12 protein-coding genes are annotated in these 19775 nt (G+C 69.2%); 8 read left to right on the top strand and 4 right to left on the bottom strand.

What is annotated here, in order from left to right:
- Positions 1 to 113 precede the first annotated feature (113 nt).
- The 6 genes from K8625_RS21200 to K8625_RS21175 all read left to right on the top strand — a co-directional run bounded on the left by K8625_RS21200 (position 114) and on the right by K8625_RS21175 (position 10031).
- Complete coding sequence (locus K8625_RS21200) at positions 114 to 3767, top strand: tetratricopeptide repeat protein (RefSeq protein ID WP_223783728.1); 3654 nt, start codon at positions 114 to 116, stop codon at positions 3765 to 3767.
- Entirely contained in the window at positions 3764 to 5281 is a 1518-nt protein-coding gene (locus K8625_RS21195) for a lipopolysaccharide assembly protein LapB (RefSeq protein ID WP_223747300.1), read from the top strand. The genes K8625_RS21200 and K8625_RS21195 overlap by 4 nt, the downstream gene beginning before the upstream one ends.
- A gap of 181 nt (positions 5282 to 5462) precedes the next feature.
- Entirely contained in the window at positions 5463 to 5747 is a 285-nt protein-coding gene (locus K8625_RS21190) for a hypothetical protein (protein WP_063789782.1), read from the top strand.
- Positions 5748 to 5797: 50 nt separating this feature from the next.
- On the top strand, positions 5798 to 7879 hold the full coding sequence (locus K8625_RS21185; protein WP_223783727.1) for a TonB family protein: 2082 nt from the start codon (positions 5798 to 5800) through the stop codon (positions 7877 to 7879).
- Positions 7880 to 8049: 170 nt separating this feature from the next.
- On the top strand, positions 8050 to 8652 hold the full coding sequence (gene cglE, locus K8625_RS21180; RefSeq protein ID WP_141323891.1) for an adventurous gliding motility protein CglE: 603 nt from the start codon (positions 8050 to 8052) through the stop codon (positions 8650 to 8652).
- A 53-nt stretch (positions 8653 to 8705) separates the two neighbouring features.
- Entirely contained in the window at positions 8706 to 10031 is a 1326-nt protein-coding gene (locus K8625_RS21175; RefSeq protein WP_223783726.1) for a hypothetical protein, read from the top strand.
- A gap of 181 nt (positions 10032 to 10212) precedes the next feature.
- On the opposite strand, the gene typA is transcribed toward K8625_RS21175, so the two are convergent.
- From typA to K8625_RS21160, 3 genes are all read right to left on the bottom strand, one after another.
- A complete protein-coding gene (gene typA, locus K8625_RS21170) occupies positions 10213 to 12060 on the bottom strand; it encodes a translational GTPase TypA (protein ID WP_223747304.1) in 1848 nt (615 codons plus the stop codon).
- A gap of 205 nt (positions 12061 to 12265) precedes the next feature.
- On the bottom strand, positions 12266 to 13204 hold the full coding sequence (locus tag K8625_RS21165) for an alpha/beta fold hydrolase (protein WP_223783725.1): 939 nt from the start codon (positions 13202 to 13204) through the stop codon (positions 12266 to 12268).
- Positions 13201 to 14784, bottom strand: a complete 1584-nt coding sequence (locus K8625_RS21160) for a sigma 54-interacting transcriptional regulator (protein ID WP_223747306.1) — start codon at positions 14782 to 14784, stop codon at positions 13201 to 13203. The genes K8625_RS21165 and K8625_RS21160 overlap by 4 nt, the downstream gene beginning before the upstream one ends.
- A gap of 107 nt (positions 14785 to 14891) precedes the next feature.
- On the opposite strand from K8625_RS21160, the gene K8625_RS21155 reads away from it, so the two are divergent.
- Together K8625_RS21155 and K8625_RS21150 are read left to right on the top strand one after the other, a co-directional pair.
- Positions 14892 to 15899, top strand: a complete 1008-nt coding sequence (locus K8625_RS21155) for a cation diffusion facilitator family transporter (RefSeq protein WP_223747307.1) — start codon at positions 14892 to 14894, stop codon at positions 15897 to 15899.
- Between the two features lie 237 nt (positions 15900 to 16136).
- Positions 16137 to 17504, top strand: a complete 1368-nt coding sequence (locus tag K8625_RS21150; RefSeq protein ID WP_223783724.1) for an SH3 domain-containing protein — start codon at positions 16137 to 16139, stop codon at positions 17502 to 17504.
- 551 nt (positions 17505 to 18055) lie between these two features.
- Here the strand turns inward: K8625_RS21150 and K8625_RS21145 are convergent.
- Complete coding sequence (locus K8625_RS21145) at positions 18056 to 19510, bottom strand: ELWxxDGT repeat protein (RefSeq protein WP_223783753.1); 1455 nt, start codon at positions 19508 to 19510, stop codon at positions 18056 to 18058.
- Positions 19511 to 19775 lie beyond the last annotated feature (265 nt).

Raw genomic sequence — 19775 nt, 5'->3', positions numbered from 1 at the left:
AGCCGTTCCACACCACTTCTCATTCAGGGTAGGCGCGTCTACTTTCGTTCGTCCCTCGTCGCCGGGTGAATGACTGCTCGGGGGGCGGGGCGGCGTCACAGGCGGGAGCTCGCATGAAGGTGGTGCTTCGTTTCGGTGCGCTGGCGGTGGGCGTGGCGCTCGCCACCAGCGGGGTGGGGGAGGCGGCGGAAGCGCCGGCGCGCAAGGCGGCGAAGAAGCCCGCGGCTTCGGCGTCGAAGAATCCCGGTGCGGACAAGGGCAGGAAGGGCGCCCAGGCGAAGAAGGCCGAGGAGAAACCTCAGCCTCCGCCCGGCGTCGCGCCCGAGGACGTGCGGCGGGGCCCCGCGCGCGTGAAGCCCGCGACGGCCAAGTTCGCGGACATCCCGCGCATCGCGGACTCGCGAAAGAACGCGCTGGCGGACAAGAAGCGCGACGAGGCGATTGAGGCCTTCAAGCGCCTCATCCCCAAGCTGCAGGACGGCAACCAGCAGAAGGCGGAGATGCTCTACCGCCTGTCGGAGCTGTACTGGGAGAAGTCCAAGTACCTCTACCAGCTGGAGATGGACCGCTTCCTGGCGGAGGAGAAGAAGTACGACGCGGCCGTGGCTCGCGGCGAGAAGGCGGAGCCGCCCAAGCAGGACCATCGCGACAGCGAGCGCTACCGCACCGAGACGATGGGCATCTACGAGGACATCCTGCGCGGCTACCCGCAGTACCCGCAGCGCGACGAGGTCCTCTTCTCCATGGGCTACAACCTCTACGAGCTGGGCCGCCGCGACGACGCCGTGGCCCGCTACGAGGAGCTCATCAAGGAGTTCCCGCGCTCGCAGTTCGTGCCGGACGCGTACATCCAGCTCGGCAACCACTACTTCGAGTCCAACAAGCTCATCCCCGCCAAGGCCAACTACGAGAAGGCCCGCGACTCCGGCGTCCCGAAGATCTACGCGTACGCCGTCTACAAGCTGTCCTGGTGTGACTACAACACCGGCGACTACGACGCGGGCCTGGCCAAGCTGCACGAGGTGGTGGACTACGCCGCGAAGCAGCCTGAGCTTGGCGACCTGCGCACCGAGGCGCTCAACGACCTGACGGTCTTCTACGTCCAGCTGGACCAGCCCAAGCAGGCCATCGCGTACTTCCGCGAGAAGGCGCCGGCGAAGCGCCAGGGACGGCTGCTCGCGAAGACGGCCGCGGGCCTGGTGGACGCGGGACACTTCGACAGCGCCATCCTCCTGTACCGCACGCTGGTGGATGACGAGCCCATGGGCGCCAACGCGCCGGAGTACCAGCAGGCCATCGTCCGCGCCTTCGAGGGCTTGAGGAACCGCCAGCAGGTCCGCAAGGAGATGAAGCGGATGGTGGACCTCTACAGCCCGGGCGGCGAGTGGTGGAAGTCCAACGAGGGCAAGGCCCCCGTGCTGCGCAACGCCTTCAACGTCACGGAAGAGGCGATGCGGGTGATGGTGACGGAGTACCACCAGGAGGCGCAGAAGACGCGCCAGGTGGAGACCTACCGGCTCGCGCGCGACATCTACAAGCAGTACGTGGACGCCTTCGCGTCGAACGCGAACCCGGAGTTCGTGGCGGACTCCGCCTTCAACCTGCGCTTCTTCTACGCGGAGATCCTCTGGGCGCTCGAGGAGTGGCAGGCCGCCGCGGCCGAGTACGACGCCGTGGTCGCCTTCCAGATTCCGGACCGCGACTCGGCGCGCGAGGTCTCCAACGAGAGCTACCGCAAGAGCGCCGCGTTCAACGCCATCCTCGCCTACGACAAGCTGGTGAAGATCGAGCGCGGCCAGCTGGCCAAGAGCGACCTCAAGGACGGCCAGAAGGTCGACGAGAAGAAGGACAAGGGCGACGTCGCCCGCCAGAAGATCGTCAAGCGCGACGCGAAGGAGAAGCAGGAGGAGGCGCTCACGAAGTTCGAGGAGCGGCTGGTCTCCGCGTGCGACGTCTACGTGAAGCTCTACCCGGGCACGCAGGATGAAATCGACCTGCGCTACCAGGCCGCCGTCATCCTCTACGACCGCAGCCACTTCGTGGACGCGGCGCGGCGCTTCGGAGAAATCATCGAGAAGTTCCCGGAGGAGCGCCGCTCGCGCGACGCCGCGGACCTGACGATGTACGTGCTGGAGAGCCGCCAGGAGTGGCTGGAGCTGGCCACGCTGTCGCGCAAGTTCCTCGAGAACAAGAAGCTGTCCAAGCCCGGCTCCGAGTTCGCCGCCCGCGTCGCCCGCGTGGTGGAGGGCAGCCACTACAAGTGGGTGGACGAGGTCGTCTACAAGCAGGAGAAGAACCCGAAGAAGGCCGCCGAGGAGTTCCTCAAGTACGTCAAGGAGTTCCCCAAGTCGGAGAACGCGGACCGCGCCCTCACCTACGCCATGTCCATCGCCCAGGAGGCGGGGGAGCTGGACCGCGGCATCGAGGCGGGCGAGCGCGTGCTGGCCGAGTACCCGCGCAGCCCCTTCGAGCTCAAGGCGCGCTACACGCTGGCGGGCCTCTACGAGAAGGTCGCCGACTACCGCAAGGCCGCGACCCTGGCCGAGTCCTTCCTCTCCAGCTACGACGCCGCGCTGAAGGCGGGCGATGCGGAGGGCAAGAAGGGCAAGGACGCTCGCGCGAAGACGGTGGCGAAGAAGGGGGACACGCCGGGCGCGGAGGAGGACGCGGACTCGCGCCGCTCGCAGAAGGCCGCCGAGCGCAAGGCGCTGGTGGCCGAGGCGGGCGCGTGGGTGGCGGATGCCCAGTTCAACGCGGGCGTGTGGTGGGAGAGCGCCGGCGAGGCCCAGAAGGCCGTGGCGGCCTACAACGCCTACGTCGCGCGCTTCCGCGACCGCAAGGACGTGCCGCAGGTGGCGTACTCCGCGGCGCTCGTCTGGGAGAAGGAGCGCAAGTGGAGCGAGGCGGCCCGCGCGTTCGGCGCCTTCGCGGACGGCTATGGCCGCGACTCGCGCGCCACGCCCTCGCAGCTGTACCTGGCGCGCTACCACGAGCTGCTCGCGTGGCAGCAGCTCAAGAACGTGCGCGAGCAGGAGCGCGTGCAGACGGAGCTGGTGCGCGCCTGGGGCCGGCTGCCCGAGGCCACGCGCAAGGAGGACGCGGCGCTCAACGCCTACGCCCACGCGCGCTTCCTGGCGCTGGAGCCGGCGTGGAAGCGCTACACGGACATCCGCTTCTCGCGCGTCGCCACCATCCGACGGGATTTGACGGCCAAGCAGCGGGAGATCCAGCGCGTGGAGAAGGAGTACCTCGCGGTGCTCTCCACGGGCTCGGGTGAGTGGGGCATCGCGGCGCTCACGCGCATCGGCCTCGCGTACGCGGACTTCGCGCGCAACATCATGGACTCGCCGGACCCCACGGGGCTCGACGAGGAGCAGCTCGGCATGTACCGCTCGGAGCTGGAGAACCTGGCGCTGCCCCTGGAGGACAAGGCCAACGAGGCGCTGGAGAAGGCGCTGGAGAAGGCCTACGAGCTGGGCATCTACAGCCCGTGGACGCTGGCCGCCCAGGACCAGGTCAACCGCTACCACCCGGGCACCTACGCCCAGGTGCGCAAGGTGGGCTACCGCACGCACGACTCGCTCGCGGCGGCGGAGCTCGCGCGCGAGCCCGGTGGCCCCTCGGGCGCGACGGCCACGCCCGCGGTGACGCCGGAGCCGGGCGCTCCCTCGATTCAGCTCCCGCCGGTGGAGGGCGCGCCGAAGACGCCCCTGCCGGAGGACAGGACGCAGGCACCCACCGCCCAGGTCCAGGAGGTGCGGCCATGACCCGCGACGCGAAGAACGCCTTCACGCCTCACACCGGAATGATGCCGATGAAATGGTTCCGCTCGCTCGTCGTCGGCTCGCTGGCCTTCACGGCCGCGTGCGCGACGGGCCCCCAGACGAAGCCCACCACCACCAGCGCGCTGCCGGAGAAGCCCACGGCCGCCGCGCCCTCGACGACTCCGGAGGCGACCCCCGCGGCGCCCAAGGAGACGTCCACCATGGCCGAGCAGTTCGCGGCGGCCATCAAGTCCTACGAGGCCGGTGACCTGGACGCCGCGCGCCAGGGCTTCGAGAAGGTGCTGGTGATGTCGCCGCAGACGCTCAACGCCCAGTTCAACCTGGGCGTCATCGCCGAGCGGCAGGGCCGCGTCGACGACGCGCGCACCGCCTACGAGAAGGTCCTGCTGCTGGACCCGGCCCACACGCCGTCCGTCGTCAACCTGGCGGGCGTGTACCGCGCGCAGGAGCGGGGCGATGACGCGATTGCGCTGTTCGAGAAGGCCTTGAAGACGCCGGGCCGCGCGTACGACGCGTCGCTGCTCAACGGGCTGTCCGCGACGTACCGGCACCTGGGCAAGCTGGACGAGTCCGAGGCCACCGCGCGCCGCGTGCTCGAGCGCAACAAGGACCACCCCGGCGCGTACAAGAACCTGGCCTACGTGGCCTACGCGCGGGAGAAGTACCGGCAGGCGGAGCTGCTCGTCGGCACCGCGCGCAAGCACGCGGAGAAGGACCCGTCGCTCTACAACCTGCTGGGCATGGTCTACCTGAAGCTGGATGAGCGCTCGCGCGCGCTGGCCCAGTTCCAGAAGGCCGTGTCGCTCGATGACCGGTACGCGCCGGCCTACGTGAACCTGGGCGCGCTGGCGCTCAGCTACCGTGACTACGCGGGCGCCGAGAAGGCCTTCACCCGCGCCACGGAGCTGGAGCCCGACTCCGCCGAGGCGCGCCTGTCACTGGCGTGGGCGCTGGATGGCCAGAAGGGCAAGGACCCGAAGAAGGGCATCGCCGCGGGTGAGACCTTCGAGAAGGTGCTCGCCAACCGCGCGGACCTGCCCGAGGCCGTGTGCGGCGCGGGCTGGGCCTATGCCTCCGACCGCACGGGCTGGGAGCGCGCCATCGGCTTCCTGGACCGCTGCAAGACGCTGGAGTCCACGTCTGAACAGGACCGGCAGATGATCACCGCCAAGGTCACGGGCCTCACGAACATGCTCAAGGCCCCGCCGCCCGAGGCCGCGACGGCCGGCGCGGAGGGCGACAAGAAGGACGAGGCCACCGGCGGTGGGGGCAACATGCTCAACAGCCTGCCGCAGGACGCGAACGCTCCGGAAGGCGCACCGGCCGACGGCGCGCCCGCCGAGGGCACCGACGCCGCGGAAGCGACGCCGCCCGCCGACGAGCAGGCCCCCGCGGGCGCGTCCAACGCCGTGCAGCAGGGAACGGACGCCCAGGCGCCCGCGCCCGTGCCCACGGCCCCGCCGCAGCAGGACGCGAAGCCCGCGCCTGCTCCGTAGGACGGCAGTCCCTACAGGGCCGGGAGGAAGTTTTTTCCTTCCTCCGGGCCCTGGTTTGGAAGGCGGCGAGCGAGTTCCATAGGATTCAGGGACTTGGGTGTGGATCGCCTCGTGCAAAGAGTCGCGGGTACCCAACTCGGAACCCGCTGTCACACCCGAGGAAGCAAGAGGAGGTCTGGAGATGCGGCGACTGGCAGCGACGGTGACGATGATGGGCCTGCTCGCGGCGCCGGCGGTGATGGCGCAGGAGCAGTCAAAAGACTCGGTGAAGATCATCCAGGAGGAGGACCGCACGGTCTTCCGGAAGAAGACGGTGATCGACTTCACCGATGTCGCGGTGGAGGGCGAGCTGACGAAGCCGGAAGGCTCATACGTGCTCCACCGCAAGAAGACGGACTTCCAGAGTCTCATCAAGGTCCGGGAGAACTTCGACCCGGAGCTACAGAAGTCCGTCGACAACCTCTAGCGGCGGCGGTCAGGCGTTTTCGGGAGCGGAAGGGAAGAAGGAAGAACTTCATGGCGGCGGCGAAGAACAACGGCTTGACCCTTCGAATCACGGAGCCTGATGGCTCCACGGTGGAAACCGTGTCGGAGGCGGAGAGCGTTATCGTGGGGTCGGGCGCCCAGGCGGCGGTGAAGGTTCAGGATCCGCGGGTCTCCAATCTCCACGTGATGCTCAAGGTGGACAAGGATGGTTCGGTAACGGCCATCGACCTCGGCAGCGAGGGCGGCACGGAGGTGAGCGGCCAGAAGCTGGTCATCCCCACCGCGCTCAAACCCGGGGATGTGCTGCGCGTGGGAGGCACGCGGGTGGAGGTCCTCTTCGGAGGCTCCGACGAACCCGAGCGTCTCGCACCCGCGGGCGCGAAGGTGGCGGGACCGCGCTTCCAGGGCTCGTTCCAGGGCTCTGTGACGCAGCGGACGCCCACTCCGCCGCCCGTGAACCGGACGGTGCCGGAGGTGGTCACTCCTCCGTCGGCGGCGGGCGGCAACACGCGAGGCGGCTTCGTCTTCACGAATCCGCGTCCTGCTCCCTCGGCGAACGTCGGCGGCCTGCGCACCGAGCGCGTGGCTCCGCCCGGCCTCAACCGCGTGGGACCTCCGCCTCCGCCGCCCATGGCGCACGAGGAAGCGCGGCCCACGCCCCGGGTGGACACGCCTCCCGTCGCGGCGGCCCCGCGTCGCGCGGTGCTGCCTCACCTGCAGGAGCAGCTCCCGCCGGAGGCCATGCCCACGGCGCGGGAGAAGGTGCTCCAGGTGTCCATGCTGTGGGGCGACACCCTGTTGCAGGTGCAGCACTTCAAGGACGGCGTCCCCGTCACCATCGGCGAGGGCAAGAAGAACTTCTTCCACGTCTTCGCGCCGACGGTGGGCAAGCGCCACGAGCTGGTCATCAGCCGCGGTGACGTGCTGGAGGTGCACGCGCCGCAGGGCACGGGCGTCATCGTCACCGAGCGCGGCAACGTGAAGTCGAAGGACACGCTGCGCGCCGCGGGGCTGCTCACGGGCACGCCCGAGGACAAGGAGCAGGTCTTCAAGCTGGGCCTGCATGACCGCGTCGAGGTGTCGTTCGGCACGGTGGCCTTCGTCGCCCGGTACGTGAAGCCGTCGCCGGCCATCGCCGCCACCTCGTTGGCGGAGGCCGACTACACGTTCTTCAAGATCGTCAGCATCTGCCTGCTCGCGGGCGCGGCGGTGGTGGCGGCCATGGCGCTCACGCCCCGCTCGGAGCAGGCGCCGGCGAACGACATCTTCGAGTCCCAGCAGCGCGTGGCGAAGTTCCTCATCACCCCGGAGAAGAAGCTCGAGCAGAAGAAGCTCCAGCTGTCCGGCGTGGAGGAGGGCGCGAAGGCGAAGGACGAGGAGGGCAAGTTCGGCAAGGAGGAGGCCAAGCAGGCCGAGGCCGCGCCGTCCAAGCCCGGCACGCCCGTGGTGGACAAGACGAAGAAGGAGAAGGACCGCCAGGTGGTGGGCAAGGTCGGTCTGCTCGGCGCGTTCAAGGGCCTGAAGGGCGGGGCCTCGGACGTGTTCGGCCCCGGCGGCTTCGGCACCGGCCTCAACAACGCGCTGGGCGGCCTCAAGGGCGGCGCGGCGATGGGTGACGCCCAGGGCGTGGGGGGCCTGGGTTCGCGTGGCTCCGGCACCGGCGGTGGCGGCACGGCCATGGGCATCGGCGGCCTGGGCACCAAGGGTGAGGGACGCGGCGCGGGAGGCTCGGGCGGCATCGACCTGGGCGGCCGCGGCAAGTCCATCACCAAGGTCATCCCCGGCAAGACGACCGTGGTGGGCGGCCTGGACAAGGACGTCATCGCCAAGGTCATCCGGCGCCACCAGAACGAGATCAAGTACTGCTACGAGTCGGAGCTGAACAAGGACCCGAGCCTCGCGGGCAAGGTGGCGGTGGCCTTCACCATCGACCCGGCGGGCATGGTCTCCGACGCGACGGTCTCCGAGTCGACGCTGGGCAACTCCCGCGCAGAGCAGTGCATGATCTCCCGCATCCGTCGCTGGAAGTTCCCGGAGCCCAAGGGCGGCGGCGTGGTGGCGGTGACGTACCCGTGGATGTTCTCGCCGGCGGGCTCCGAGGGCGAGGGGTAGTCACGCGGGTGTAAAGCCCGGGACGGCGCTCCGCCGTCCCTCCAAGTGGCGTGGACGGAACGGTCCACGCCATTTTCATTCCCGCCCCTCATTGCCGGAACGAGGGGGGCGTCATTAACGTCCGTCGCCACTTCCGGTTGGACCGGAGGGGCACCGCGTGGGGAGGACCCGTGAAGAAGTCCCAGCTCGTTGCCGCGCTCGCCTTGCTGTCGTCTCCGGCCCTCGCGGCCACGCCGCCGGAGGGAGTGGAGTTCCAGCCGCGCCGCGGCTTCTACACCGACACCAACGTCGGCGTGTTCTTCACCGTGGGCGGTGAGAACGCGTACTCGAACGCTCAGACCTACCTGCAGCTCGGCATCGGCTACGACCTGACGGAGCGCATCTCCCTGGGCGCGCACTTCGGCATGGGCTCGTCCGCGCAGAACTGCTTCGCGGGCTACCTGCCGGGCACGGAGACGTGCTCGCTGTCCGACAACTTCACCATGCAGTTCCTGGACGTGTCGGCCGCGTACCACGTGCCGCTGATGAACCGGCTGTACCTGACGCCCAAGCTGGTCGCGGGCTACACGCGCATGGACCCGGCGCCGGTGGACCCCGACGAGAACGATCCGGGCCGCGCCGTCAGCTCGCCCAACGCGGGCGTGGGCGTGGGGCTGGAGTACGCCACGGGCATGGACCACTTCACCGTCGGCGCGGACCTGCTGGCGCGCTACGTCATCGGCCCCAACATCACGTCCTTCGCCATCTTCCCGAAGGTGAAGTACACGTTCTGAGCGTGGGCTGAGGGCTTCACGGGAAGAAACGCCGGGGCCGTCGTTGTCCCGGCATGTCCCCTGGAAGGTCCCTGCCTCCGCGCTGGCCGACGCGGGGGCTCGTGCTGTTGTCGATGTGCGGGGTGCTGGGCGTCCTGTGGGGACTGTCCTCGCGCATCGCGCCCTCCCGGCCTGGAGGACCGCTCCCCGTGTCCCTGCCGGTGTCCCCGGGCTGTGAGGGCCTGGAGGTGGACCCGCGCCCCCAACATCATCCCGCGTCGTCGTGGCGGCCATGTGGCGAGGGCTGTCAGGAGCTGGCACCGGACCCGGGCTCGGGGCACCGGTACTTCGCGCTCTTCGGCGCGGCTCGCGATGGGACGCGGATGCTGGGCTACTCCCAGGTTCGTGACTCCGCGCTGGAGCTGAGAATCGAGAACCTCTCGCTGGGGCAGGTCCTGTTCCTCGCCCGCGTGCTCGATGGGGCGAAGGGCTGCGACTTGCGGCTGCGGGACCTGCGCACGGACCAGGCGCTGTTCGAGGGCAACGCCGTCGACGGGCGCACGCGTCCGCGAAGCCTCATCGGCGTGTTGTTCGAGGACGCGGCGTTCCGGGTGTGGCCCCGGCCCGAGGGCTCGAGCCCCCTGGAGGCCGTCCTGGGGCCTGGATGGATGGCGAGCACCCCCACGCGTCGCCGGGTCTGGAGCGCGCATTGGGAGGGCGACGGCGGGCCCGTGGAGGCATGGAGCGCGCCGGACCGGACCGTGACGGCGCACCTGACCGTGGGCGGCGACGCGCTGCTCTTCAGCGCGTTGGACGAGGGCCGCGCGTCGCTGTGGTCCTGGAGGGAAGGGGAGCCCGCGCAACCGCTCGTGGTGCCCTCGATGGGCGGCGGCGCGGCCTGTCCCCGGACGGATGGCGAGCACCTGGTCTGGTTCGAGGGCCACGGCTACGACGCCGAGCGCCACGCCTTCACGCGCATGGACCTGATGACCTCTCCGCTGGCGCACCACGCGGAGGACCTGCGCCCGAGGCGTCTGCGCGCCTCGCGGCAGGACTTCCTCACGGAGGTCTCCGCCGTCGTGGGCGGAGGTCACGCGCTGCATCTGGAGACACGCAGAGGCGAGCCGCAAGGGACGCTGGTCCTCACGCGCCTCTCCGATGGCGCCACGTGGCACCTCCCGCCGAGACCCGGCTTCCACTGGGGCGCGCCGCTCTACGTGGACGCGGAGGAGCTCGCGGTGGTCGAGGACGCACCCGAGCGAGCCTTCGCCTCGGGCGAGCTGGGCCCCGGCGAGTCCTGGACGGTGGTGCGCCGCACGTTGGCCTCGCTGGGCCCACCGGACCTTGAGCCGGTGACGCCTTCGGGCATGGATGCCTCGTGCAGCGCCACGTCCGACTGAGAAGCAGGCCAGTCGGGCCCCGCGAGACCCGGTGCCTCGTGGGTCGAAGCCGTGGACCAGGAAGCCACCCGGAGCCCGCGGCCGGCGATGCCCCTCGAGGCGGAAGGCCCGCCCCTGGAAACACGAAGGGCCCGCTCCCAGGAAGGAACGGGCCCTCGTGCATCAAATCAACTCAGCGCGACTACTCGGCCTCGGCCGCGCGGTCCTCGCGCTTGCGGTCGCGCTCGGCGCGGTAGCGCTCGCCCACGGAGAGGGCCTTCTTGCGCATGCGCACGGACTTGGGCGTCACCTCGACGAGCTCGTCGTCGGCGATCCACTCCAGGGCCTTCTCCAGCCCCATCTCGCGCGGCGGGACGAGGATGACGTTCTCGTCGCGGCCGGCGGCGCGGATGTTGGTGAGCTTCTTCTCGCGGCAGCAGTTCACGTTCAGCTCGGACGGGTGCGAGTGCTCGCCGATGATCATCCCCTCGTACACGGTGGTGCCCGCGCCCACGAAGAGCTGACCGCGCTCCTGGATGCTGAACAGCGCGTACGGCACCGTGTCGCCCAGGCGGTCGGAGACCATGGCGCCGTTCTGGCGCTTCGCGATGTAGCCGAACCACGGCTCGAAGCCGTCGAACTGGCTGCTCATGATGCCCTCACCGCGCGTGATCGTGAGGAACTCCGAGCGGAAGCCGATGAGGCCACGCGCGGGGATGCGGAACTGGAGGCGGGTGCGCCCCGAGCCCAGCTGCCCCATGTCCGTCATGCGGCCCTTGCGCGTGCCCATGCGCTCCGTCACCGAGCCGACGCTCGTCTCCGGCACGTCGCAGAACACCAGCTCCATGGGCTCGTGCAGCACGCCGTCCACGGTCTTGGTGATGGGCTCCGGGTTGGAGGCCGTCAGCTCGTAACCCTCACGGCGCATGTTCTCGATGATGACGGCCAGCGCGAGCTCGCCGCGGCCCACCACGCGGAACGCGTCCGGCGTCGCGGTGTCCTCCACGCGCACGGCCACGTTGCGGTAGGCCTCGCGGTACAGGCGCTCGCGCAGGTTGCGCGACGTGACGAACTTGCCTTCCTTGCCGGCCAGCGGTCCGTCGTTGACCTTGAAGATCATCATCATCGTGGGCTCGTCCACGGTGATGCGCGGCAGCGCCACGGGCTTCTCCGGGTCGCCGAACGTGTCGCCGATGGACACGTCCTCGATGCCCGCGATGGAGACGATCTCACCCGGGCCGGCGTCCTGGATTTCGACGCGCTTGAGGCCCGAGAAGCCGTACAGCTTGACGATCTTGCCAGGCTCGACCTTGCCCCCCTCGCGAACGACGGAGATGGGCATGTTGGGCGTGAAGCGACCTGCCTGCACGCGGCCCACCGCGAGACGGCCGACATAGTCGTCGTAGTCCAGGTTGGCCACGAGCAGCTGCGGCGTCGTCTCCTGGGAGGCCGGCGGGGGCGGGATGTGGTTGATGATGGCGTCGTACAGCGGCTCCAGCGTCGTGCCCGGGACGTCGAGCTTCGTGGACGCCTGCCCCTGACGGGCAATCGTGTACAGCACGGGCATCTCGAGCTGCTTATCGTCCGCGCCCAGGTCGATGTAGAGCGAGTAGACCTGGTCCAGCACCTCGGGGGCGCGGGCGTCCTGACGGTCGATCTTGTTGATGACCAGCACCGTCTTCAGGCCCATCGCCAGCGCCTTGCTGAGCACGAAGCGCGTCTGGGGCAGGGGACCTTCGGCGGCGTCCACCAGCAGGATGACGCCATCGACCAGGCGCAGACCACGCTCCACCTCACCACCGAAGTCGGCGTGACCCGGGGTGTCGATGATGTTGATCTGCATGCCCTTGTAGGAGACCGCGGTGTTCTTCGCGAGAATGGTGATGCCCTTCTCGCGCTCGAGGTCGTTGGAGTCCATCACCCGTTCGGCGACGTGCTCGTTGCTACGGAAGGTGCCCGCCTGCCGCAGCAGGTGATCGACGAGCGTGGTCTTGCCATGGTCAACGTGGGCGACGATGGCGACGTTACGGATGTTTTCGCGAGGAATCATACGAACCGAACTGAGGTGAAAGGGCGGGGGGGATGCCCCGAGAAAGACAGGTCTCCCGAACCCCACCGGAACCCGGAAGGCGGGGGCTTATATGCCGTGAGTGCGTCCCCTGCAATGAGCGCGGACGGCCCCCGGGCGACTGGACGGCCGGCACACCCCTCCCGACAGGGGCTCCCAGGGGGGCCTTGTCACCCCGTCGTCACTCTCAGGAACCCGCGGTGGGGGCTCGGACGGACGGAGCGAGGGGCCGGGCAGCGGAGGGCCCGCCCAGCCGCTCCCGGAGGAAGCGCTCGACGCGGACCTCGACCAGCCCCGGGGCCTCCAGGGGGGCGGTGTGGGTGCCGTCGGGGATGAGGACCAGCTCGGCCTCGGGGATTCGGGAGGCCATCTTCCGCGACAGCCACCCCGGGGTGAACTTGTCCCGACCTCCGGCCACCACGAGCGAGGGCACGTCCACGTGGAGCAGGTGGTCCCACGCGCTGTGCTCGGACAGCGAGTCCAGCGTGCGCACGAACACCACCGGGTCCATGCGGGCCAGGTGCTCGAAGTAGGGGGCCAGGTCGTTTCGCGCGATGCGCTCGCGGTTCATCTCCAGGGAGATGGCCAGCTGCACCGCCAGCTCCGTGCGCAGGGCCGCGTGGATGAGGCGCGCGGATTGCTCGGGGAAGCGCTCCACCACCCGGCGCAGGGAGGGGAAGAGCTTCTTGAGCACGTTGGAGTCATGGAAGGTGTCGAGCGGGTTGCCGTAGCTGCCGCAGATGAGCACCAGCCCCGCGACGCGGCTGGCGTAGCGGCGGTGGAACTCCAGGGCCACCTGCACGCCCATGGAGTGGCCGAAGAGCACGGCCTTCTCCATCCCGGCCGCGTCCATCACCCGCTGCAGGTCGTCGCAGGTGTAGAGCATGCCGATGCGCTCGCGGTCCTCGGGGATGCCCGAGCGGCCGTGCCCGCGGTAGTGCCAGCGCAGCACGCGGTGGCGGCGCGACAGGTACGGGGCCAGGTACTTCCAGGCGAACCCGTCACAGCCCAGGCCGTCGCACAGCACCACGCCCGGCTCTCCGTCGCCGGTGACCTGGTAGTACAGGTCGGCGCCGTCGGGGACGCGCAGGTAGTCCTGGTGGAAGTAGACGGCCTCCGCCTTCATGCCTCCACCTCGGCCTCTTCGTCCTCGGGCAGGCCCCGGTCCAGCCCGTAGCGGGCGATCTTCAGGATGAGGTTGGAGCGGCTGATGCCCAGCTCGCGCGCCAGCCGGCTCTTGTTGTTTCGCGTGCGCAGGAGGCCCTGGTGGATCATCTCCCGCTCCAGCGCCTCCACCGCCTCGTGCAGCCGGCCGTGCGCGCGCGGCGGGATGAAGGGGCCACCGCCAGGCACCACCGCGTCGCGGATGCGGCTGGAGAGCAGCTCCGCGGGGAGCATCTCCAGGTCTCCGCCGAGCACGAGCAGCCGCTCGATCTCATTCTCCAGCTCGCGGATGTTCCCCGGCCACGCGTAGGCGCCCAGGATGGCGAGCGCCTCCGGGGACAGGCCTCGCGTGCGCTGGCCCTCGCGGTGGTGCTTGCGCAGGAAGTGGTCGATGAGGACGGGCAGGTCATCGCGGCGCTCGCGCAGCGGGGGCAGCTGCACGCGGATGACGTTGATGCGGTAGTAGAGGTCCTCGCGGAACTCGCCGCGCTTGACCAGCTCGCCCAGGTCCTTGTGCGTGGCGGCCACGACGCGGACGTTGACCTCCTTGTGGTGCGTGCCGCCCACGGGGAGGAAGGTGCCCTCCTGGAGCACGCGCAGGAGCTTCACCTGGAGGGCGGGGGACATGTCGCCCACCTCGTCGAGGAAGAAGGTGCCGCCGTCGGCGACCTCGAACAGGCCCTTCTTGTCGCGCAGCGCGCCGGTGAAGGCGCCGCGCGTGTGGCCGAAGAGGGCGCTCTCCAGCAGGTTGTCGTTGAAGGCCGAGCAGTTCTGCACCACGAAGGGCTGGTCCTTGCGCGGGCCGTTGTGGTGGATGGCGCGCGCGACCAGCTCCTTGCCGGTGCCCGACTCGCCGTTGATGAGCACGGTGGAGTCGGAGTTGGCCACCTTCTCCATCAACCGGAAGACCTCCATCATCGGCCCGGAGCGGCCGATGATCTTCTCGAACCGGTAGCGCTCCTGCACCTCGGGGGATGGCGGGGGCAGCTGCTCCTCGCGCCGGGCGAGCTCCGACTCGTGGTTGGCGATCTCCAGCGCGGCGAACTCGAGCAGGTCGGACAGCTTCGCCAGCTCCGCGCCGTCGAGCACGGGGACGCGCTCATCGGCGCGGTCCAGGTCGGAGAAGGGCGGGGCGAACTGGAGCAGGCGTGAGCGCAGCACCTCCACCTCACGCGCGTTGAGCATCTGGCGGGAGAAGCCCTCGACGAAGAGGCAGCCGGCGTACTCGTTGTCGACGTAGAGCGGGGCGCCCACGATGCTGAAGTTGAGGTGGCAGTCGTGGAAGAGCGAGCGGCGCAGCTTCTTGTTCCCGCGGAACTTCTCGTGGAGCACGCGCACGGACTGGCTGCAGCGGCGCAGGCCCTCCCTCGAGAACAGGGCGATGCGACAGAACGGGTTGGGAGGCGGGGAGATGTCCCCCCGCTGCCACTCGTGCACCACGCCGTGGCGATCCGCGAAGGAGAGCTCCATCTGCCACCACTTGCGGATGACATCTCTCAGCATGATGATGGTGTGCAGGCTCTGGTGCTTCTCGAAGTCCATCCCTACCTCCGTCCGGCCCCGCGCTCCGGGGAGGGACCGGGCCGTCGGAATCGCGTTTCTCCCCTCTCTTACCCCAGGACCCGGCTGTATCCTCACTTCTCTCTCCCGTGACTACCTCCACTCACACACGCGGCGGGGCGGGGCATGGGCATGACCACGACCACGGGCATGACCACGGCCATGGGCATCACCACCATGGGCATGGGCACGGCCATGGGCACGGTCCCAAGCGGGGGGGCCTGGCGGAGGAGCGGCGCAAGGACCGTCGGCGGCTCATCTTCGCGTTGGTGCTGACGGCGACCATCGCGTTGGCGGAGGCGGTGGGGGGCTGGCTGACGCACTCGTTGGCCCTCATGTCGGACGCGGGTCACATGTTGACGGACGTGTCCGCGCTGGCCCTGAGCCTGGTGGCGCTGTGGTTCGCGGGCAAGCCGGCGGACGTGAAGAAGACGTACGGCTACTACCGGATGGAGATCCTGAGCGCGCTGCTCAACGGCGTGCTGCTGCTGGGCATCACCGGGTTCATTCTCTACGAGGCCTGGGAGCGCTTCCACTCGCCGCAGCCGGTGGACGTGAAGCCGATGGCGTTGGTGGCCACGGTGGGTCTGGTGGCGAACCTGGGGGCGTTGGGGTTTTTGCATCGCACACACTCGATGAACGTCCGTGGCGCGTTCCTTCACGTGCTGGGGGACACGTTGTCCTCGGTGGGCGTGTTGATTGGCGCGGGCATCATGGCGTTGACGGGGTGGTTCGTGGTGGACCCCATCATCTCCGCGGTCATCTCGGTGGTCATCGTGGTGGGCGCGGTGCGGCTGGTGCGGGACGCGGTGGACGTGCTGATGGAGGCGGTGCCCTCGCACGTGGACATGCCGCAGGTGCGCGAGCTGATGCTGCGCGTGCCGGGCGTCACGGCGGTGCACGACCTGCACGTGTGGACGATCTCCAGCGGCGTGTACGCGCTGTCCGCGCACCTGGTGGTGCTGGACCCGATGGTCTGCAACAACGACGAGATTCTCTCGGCCGTGAAGCACGACCTGTACGACAAGTTCGGCATCGACCACACCACCATCCAGATAGAGAGCGAGAGCTACGCCCATCTGGGTGAGGTGCACTGAGGGCGGTCGGCGCGTACGAGCGCGAAGTCAACCGAATGTCATGACAGACCGGATGGGTACGGTCTGGCGCGTGCTGGGAATTGCCAGCGCGATAGAGCGGCGTAGGGGTGTCACCGCAAGAGGTGGCATTGGCCGTCAGGATGGACGACGAGGCACTGACCACCCCGGAGTGCCCCAGCCCGCGTCAGCGCAGTCGCTGCCTTGCCTGTCGCGGCGGCAATGCATCAGAGTCGCCGCATGCTCAACGCAGGCGCCCTCGTGCTCGCCGCCGTGCTCACTGCTTCACCCACGAACAAGGCCGACGTGGACCTGGATGGTGACGGCACACGCGAGCACCTCACGCTCGATGTAACGAAGCCCGGCGCCTTCCGGCTCACCGTGGGCACTGCCGTCACCGAAGGCGAACTGCCCGGAGTGCGCGGCATCACCGTGCTGGACCTCGACAGCAGCGACAAGCAGCGCGAGGTGCTCGTCCACGGCGAGTCACGCTTCCGCCTCTTCCGCCAGGAGGGCACGGCGCTCCGGGAAGTGCCGCTGCCTCCCGGAGTACCGAGCGCCTCCGGCAATGGCATCCTCCTGTGCGACGTCCCCATGTCCGACGGCTGGGCTCGCCGCGACAAATACCTCTACGACGCGAAGCAGCCGGGCTTCACCGAGGTGCCGCAGGAACTCTACGCCGTGGGCCGCGACCTCCCGCCTCCAGGGTGGGTGTCGCTCCAGCAGACGCCCGGCAGCAAGGACGTCGTCACCCTGGCCGGCCCCGAGAAAACCCTCTCGCTGCACGCCTTCAAACCAGACCCCGGGGACCGTGATGGCGGCTGGTACCTCGCGGGACTCGCGCGCAAGTCCGAAGACGCGCTCGGCTGGGTTTCCGCCCGGGAGCTCCGGAAGAAGGTGAGCGTCGACGACGGCGCGATGCTCGGGGCCATCGTCGTGTTGCCAGAGCTCTACGCCTCGGGCGCCAGATCGAAGGTCGCCACCTCCTTCTCGCTCCTGCGCACGCGCCAGGACGACGCGGAGCCCGTGGCGAAGCTGCGCGCGGGCAGCACCGTCACCCTGCTGGCCACGGACGGTACGTGGTATCTCATCCAGTCGGAGACGCGGCTGCTCGGCTGGGCCCGAGCCGGTGCGCTGTCCGCACTGAAGAAGGCCCCGGTGCCCGACAAGCGCGCCCAGCTCTCCACCCTGCAGCACCGCCTGCGCGCGGCGATGCCGAAGCCCACCGCGAGCGGAGACTGGCGACCCGACGCCGCGGGACTCATCCTCGAGAACGAGTACGCCAGCACACTGGACACCTACCACTTCTGCCCAGACGGCCGCGTGGTGCTCGAGTTCCTCGTCGACGACTACAAGAAGCACGGCACCTGGACGCTCGACAGGGACACGCTGAAGCTGGCCTTCACCCGCGAGACGAAGCAGCTCGGCGTGGGCGAACCCATCGGGCCTCCGGAGGGCGTGGAGGGTGTGCGCCAGTACCGCGAGACCATGCCGCACGAAGCCACCCTGGCCGAGACCCAGACACTCGACTGGAACGAAGTGCTGGAGGACGTGAAGACCCCTTCCTCCAGCTACAAGCCGAGGCGCGGCAACCCGAGCTGCCGCTGAACGCAGACGCGACACCCGGGATGCCAGGTCACACTGCCAACAGCGACCGCATCGATAGACGCCTCGCGTCCACACGGCAGGCGCGCATTCTCCTGGCACCGCTGGAAGTGCACGCAAGGGATTGCGTACGCTGAGTCCGCCATGGCCGAGCGTGCTCAAGAAATGCGGAGTCCCGCATCGAACGTCGACGAACTGCGCCGCCAACTGGAAGGAGGGATCGAGTCCATCGAGTCGGCCTCCTCCAGCTACGCGCGGCTGGTGAGCGCGCTGCGCCGCTCGAAGTGGCGCGCGCTGCTATGGGCTCAGCCAGCCCTCGTGGCCGAGGTGCTCGCCCAGGACGCCGCCTGTGTGGAGGCACTGGAGCGGGGCCTGCGCCGCGCGGAGCAGGAGCGATGCGCTCCGCTCCGTGTCGCCACAGGAACCCACCTTCCTTGTGTGCGTGCCTCAAGCGTTCCCGACGCGGCGAGCGAAGCTCGGTCAGGCACACCCGTCGCGACGCGGCTGTGGCTGTCTGCCACTCGGACCGAGGGGAGCGCGCGGGCTACCTCGCGCTAGCGCTTCTTCGTGCAGCGGGCGTCGGGACGGAAGGGCAGGGCATGCAACTCGCGCCCGGTGCTTTGCTCCGCGGTGAAGAACACGTCCCAGCCAGAGCGGATGAAGTCGCGGGGGGAGGAGGAGGCCGGGCCTGGCGCGACCTCGTCGAGCGCCCGCGTGCCAGAGGTCGTGCCGTCACTCACCCAGGGTTCGGCCCCACGTCCTGGCGTCGTCGCGCTGAAGAACAGCCAGTCCTGAAGGGCCGTCACGCTCGCGGGAGCGGCCCCCTGGGCTCCGGGCACGATGTCCTTGAACAGCCTCGTGCCGGAGGCCGTGCCGTCGCTCATCCACAACTCGCGCCCGTGCGCGCCATCATCCGCGGCGAAATAGAGCCTCCCTCCGGCGACCGCCAGGGCGGTGGGCTCCGACCCAACTGCACCCGGGCGCACGTCTTTCACCCGCCGCGTGCCCTCTGTCGTGCCGTCGCTGACCCAGAGCTCCTCACCCTCGGGCAGGCCCGAGCCCGCGCTGAAGTACAGCTTGCCGTGAAGCGCCACCAGGTCGTGGGGAACTCTCCCTGGGAAGAAGCGGAGGTTGCGCGTGCTCGAAGCCGTGCCCTCGGTGACGTAGAGGTGAGCCCCGCCGTCGTTGAAGTCCACCAGGAAGAAGAGCTTCCTGCCTACCGACTTCATGCGAAAGATGAGCGTGTCCTCCGTGAGCGTGCCGTCGTGGACCTTGAGCATCGGAATGATGCTTGTTCCGCCGTCGCTGCGTACCAGCCAGTTCTCATCCCCCATGCTGATGACGAAGAAGAGAGATCCGTCGTGGACGATGAAACGGCGCGGGAAGGAGCTCGCCTGTCCGGGAGCGATGTCCTTCACGCGATAGGTGCCCGCCTCGGTGCCATCGCTCGTCCACAACTCGTACCCATCCGTGCCATCTGGAACGACCGAGGAGAAGTAGAGCCGGTTCTTGTAGGCCACCAACGTCTGGCCCTCACCGAAGCTTGCGTCGATGGGGAGCACCCGCTTCACCAGGACGGTGCCCGCCTCGGTGCCATCGCTCGTCCACAAGGCGCGGCCTCGCACGTCGTCATCCGCGACGAAGAAGAGCCGGTCCCCCACCATCGTGAGCTCCGTGGGCCCCGAGCTCTCCAGCCCTCGCGCGATGTCTCGCACGATCACCGTGCCCGCGCCCTCGGTACCGCTGCTCATCCAGAGCTCGGTGCCATGGACGCCATCGCTCGCGGCGAAGAAGAGAACGCCATCCCCGTGGACGAGGTCGTAGGCGTAGACGCGCGCCGAGCCGAGATTCCTCAGCCTGCGGGGCGTGAAGCCACAGGGCGCCCACTCACGACGGCTGAGCGCCGCCACCTCCAGGCTCTCACTGGATGGCTCGGCCTCGTCGGCCATCGACGGCGCGCAGCCCACCAGCAGGCCCAACGGGAGGAGAAGGGCACCCAAGGGCTTCATCATGGCTCGCTGTCCTGTTCTGGAGTCCAACCCGTGTATCGAGATGAATGGCATCGACGGCGCTCGCTGTCGGCGCCGGGCTACTCGTCATGGAAGCTTCCTCGTGCCGGGCCTTGGCTCGAGGGTGAGCGGCAGGGCGGGCGAATCCTCGATCTCGGCATCGTGGCCCACCCGAGTCCCCAGCACGAAGTGGGGCACGCCAGGCGTCGAGCTCTCCCCCGCGCCGTATATCGCGAGGAAGCGGTTGCCTCCGTAGACGACCGCT

Origin of the sequence: Myxococcus sp. AS-1-15 (genome assembly GCF_020037055.1) — a bacterium.
GTDB classification, from domain to species: Bacteria; Myxococcota; Myxococcia; order Myxococcales; family Myxococcaceae; genus Myxococcus; species Myxococcus fulvus.
This window is presented reverse-complemented; position numbering and strand designations above follow the sequence as displayed.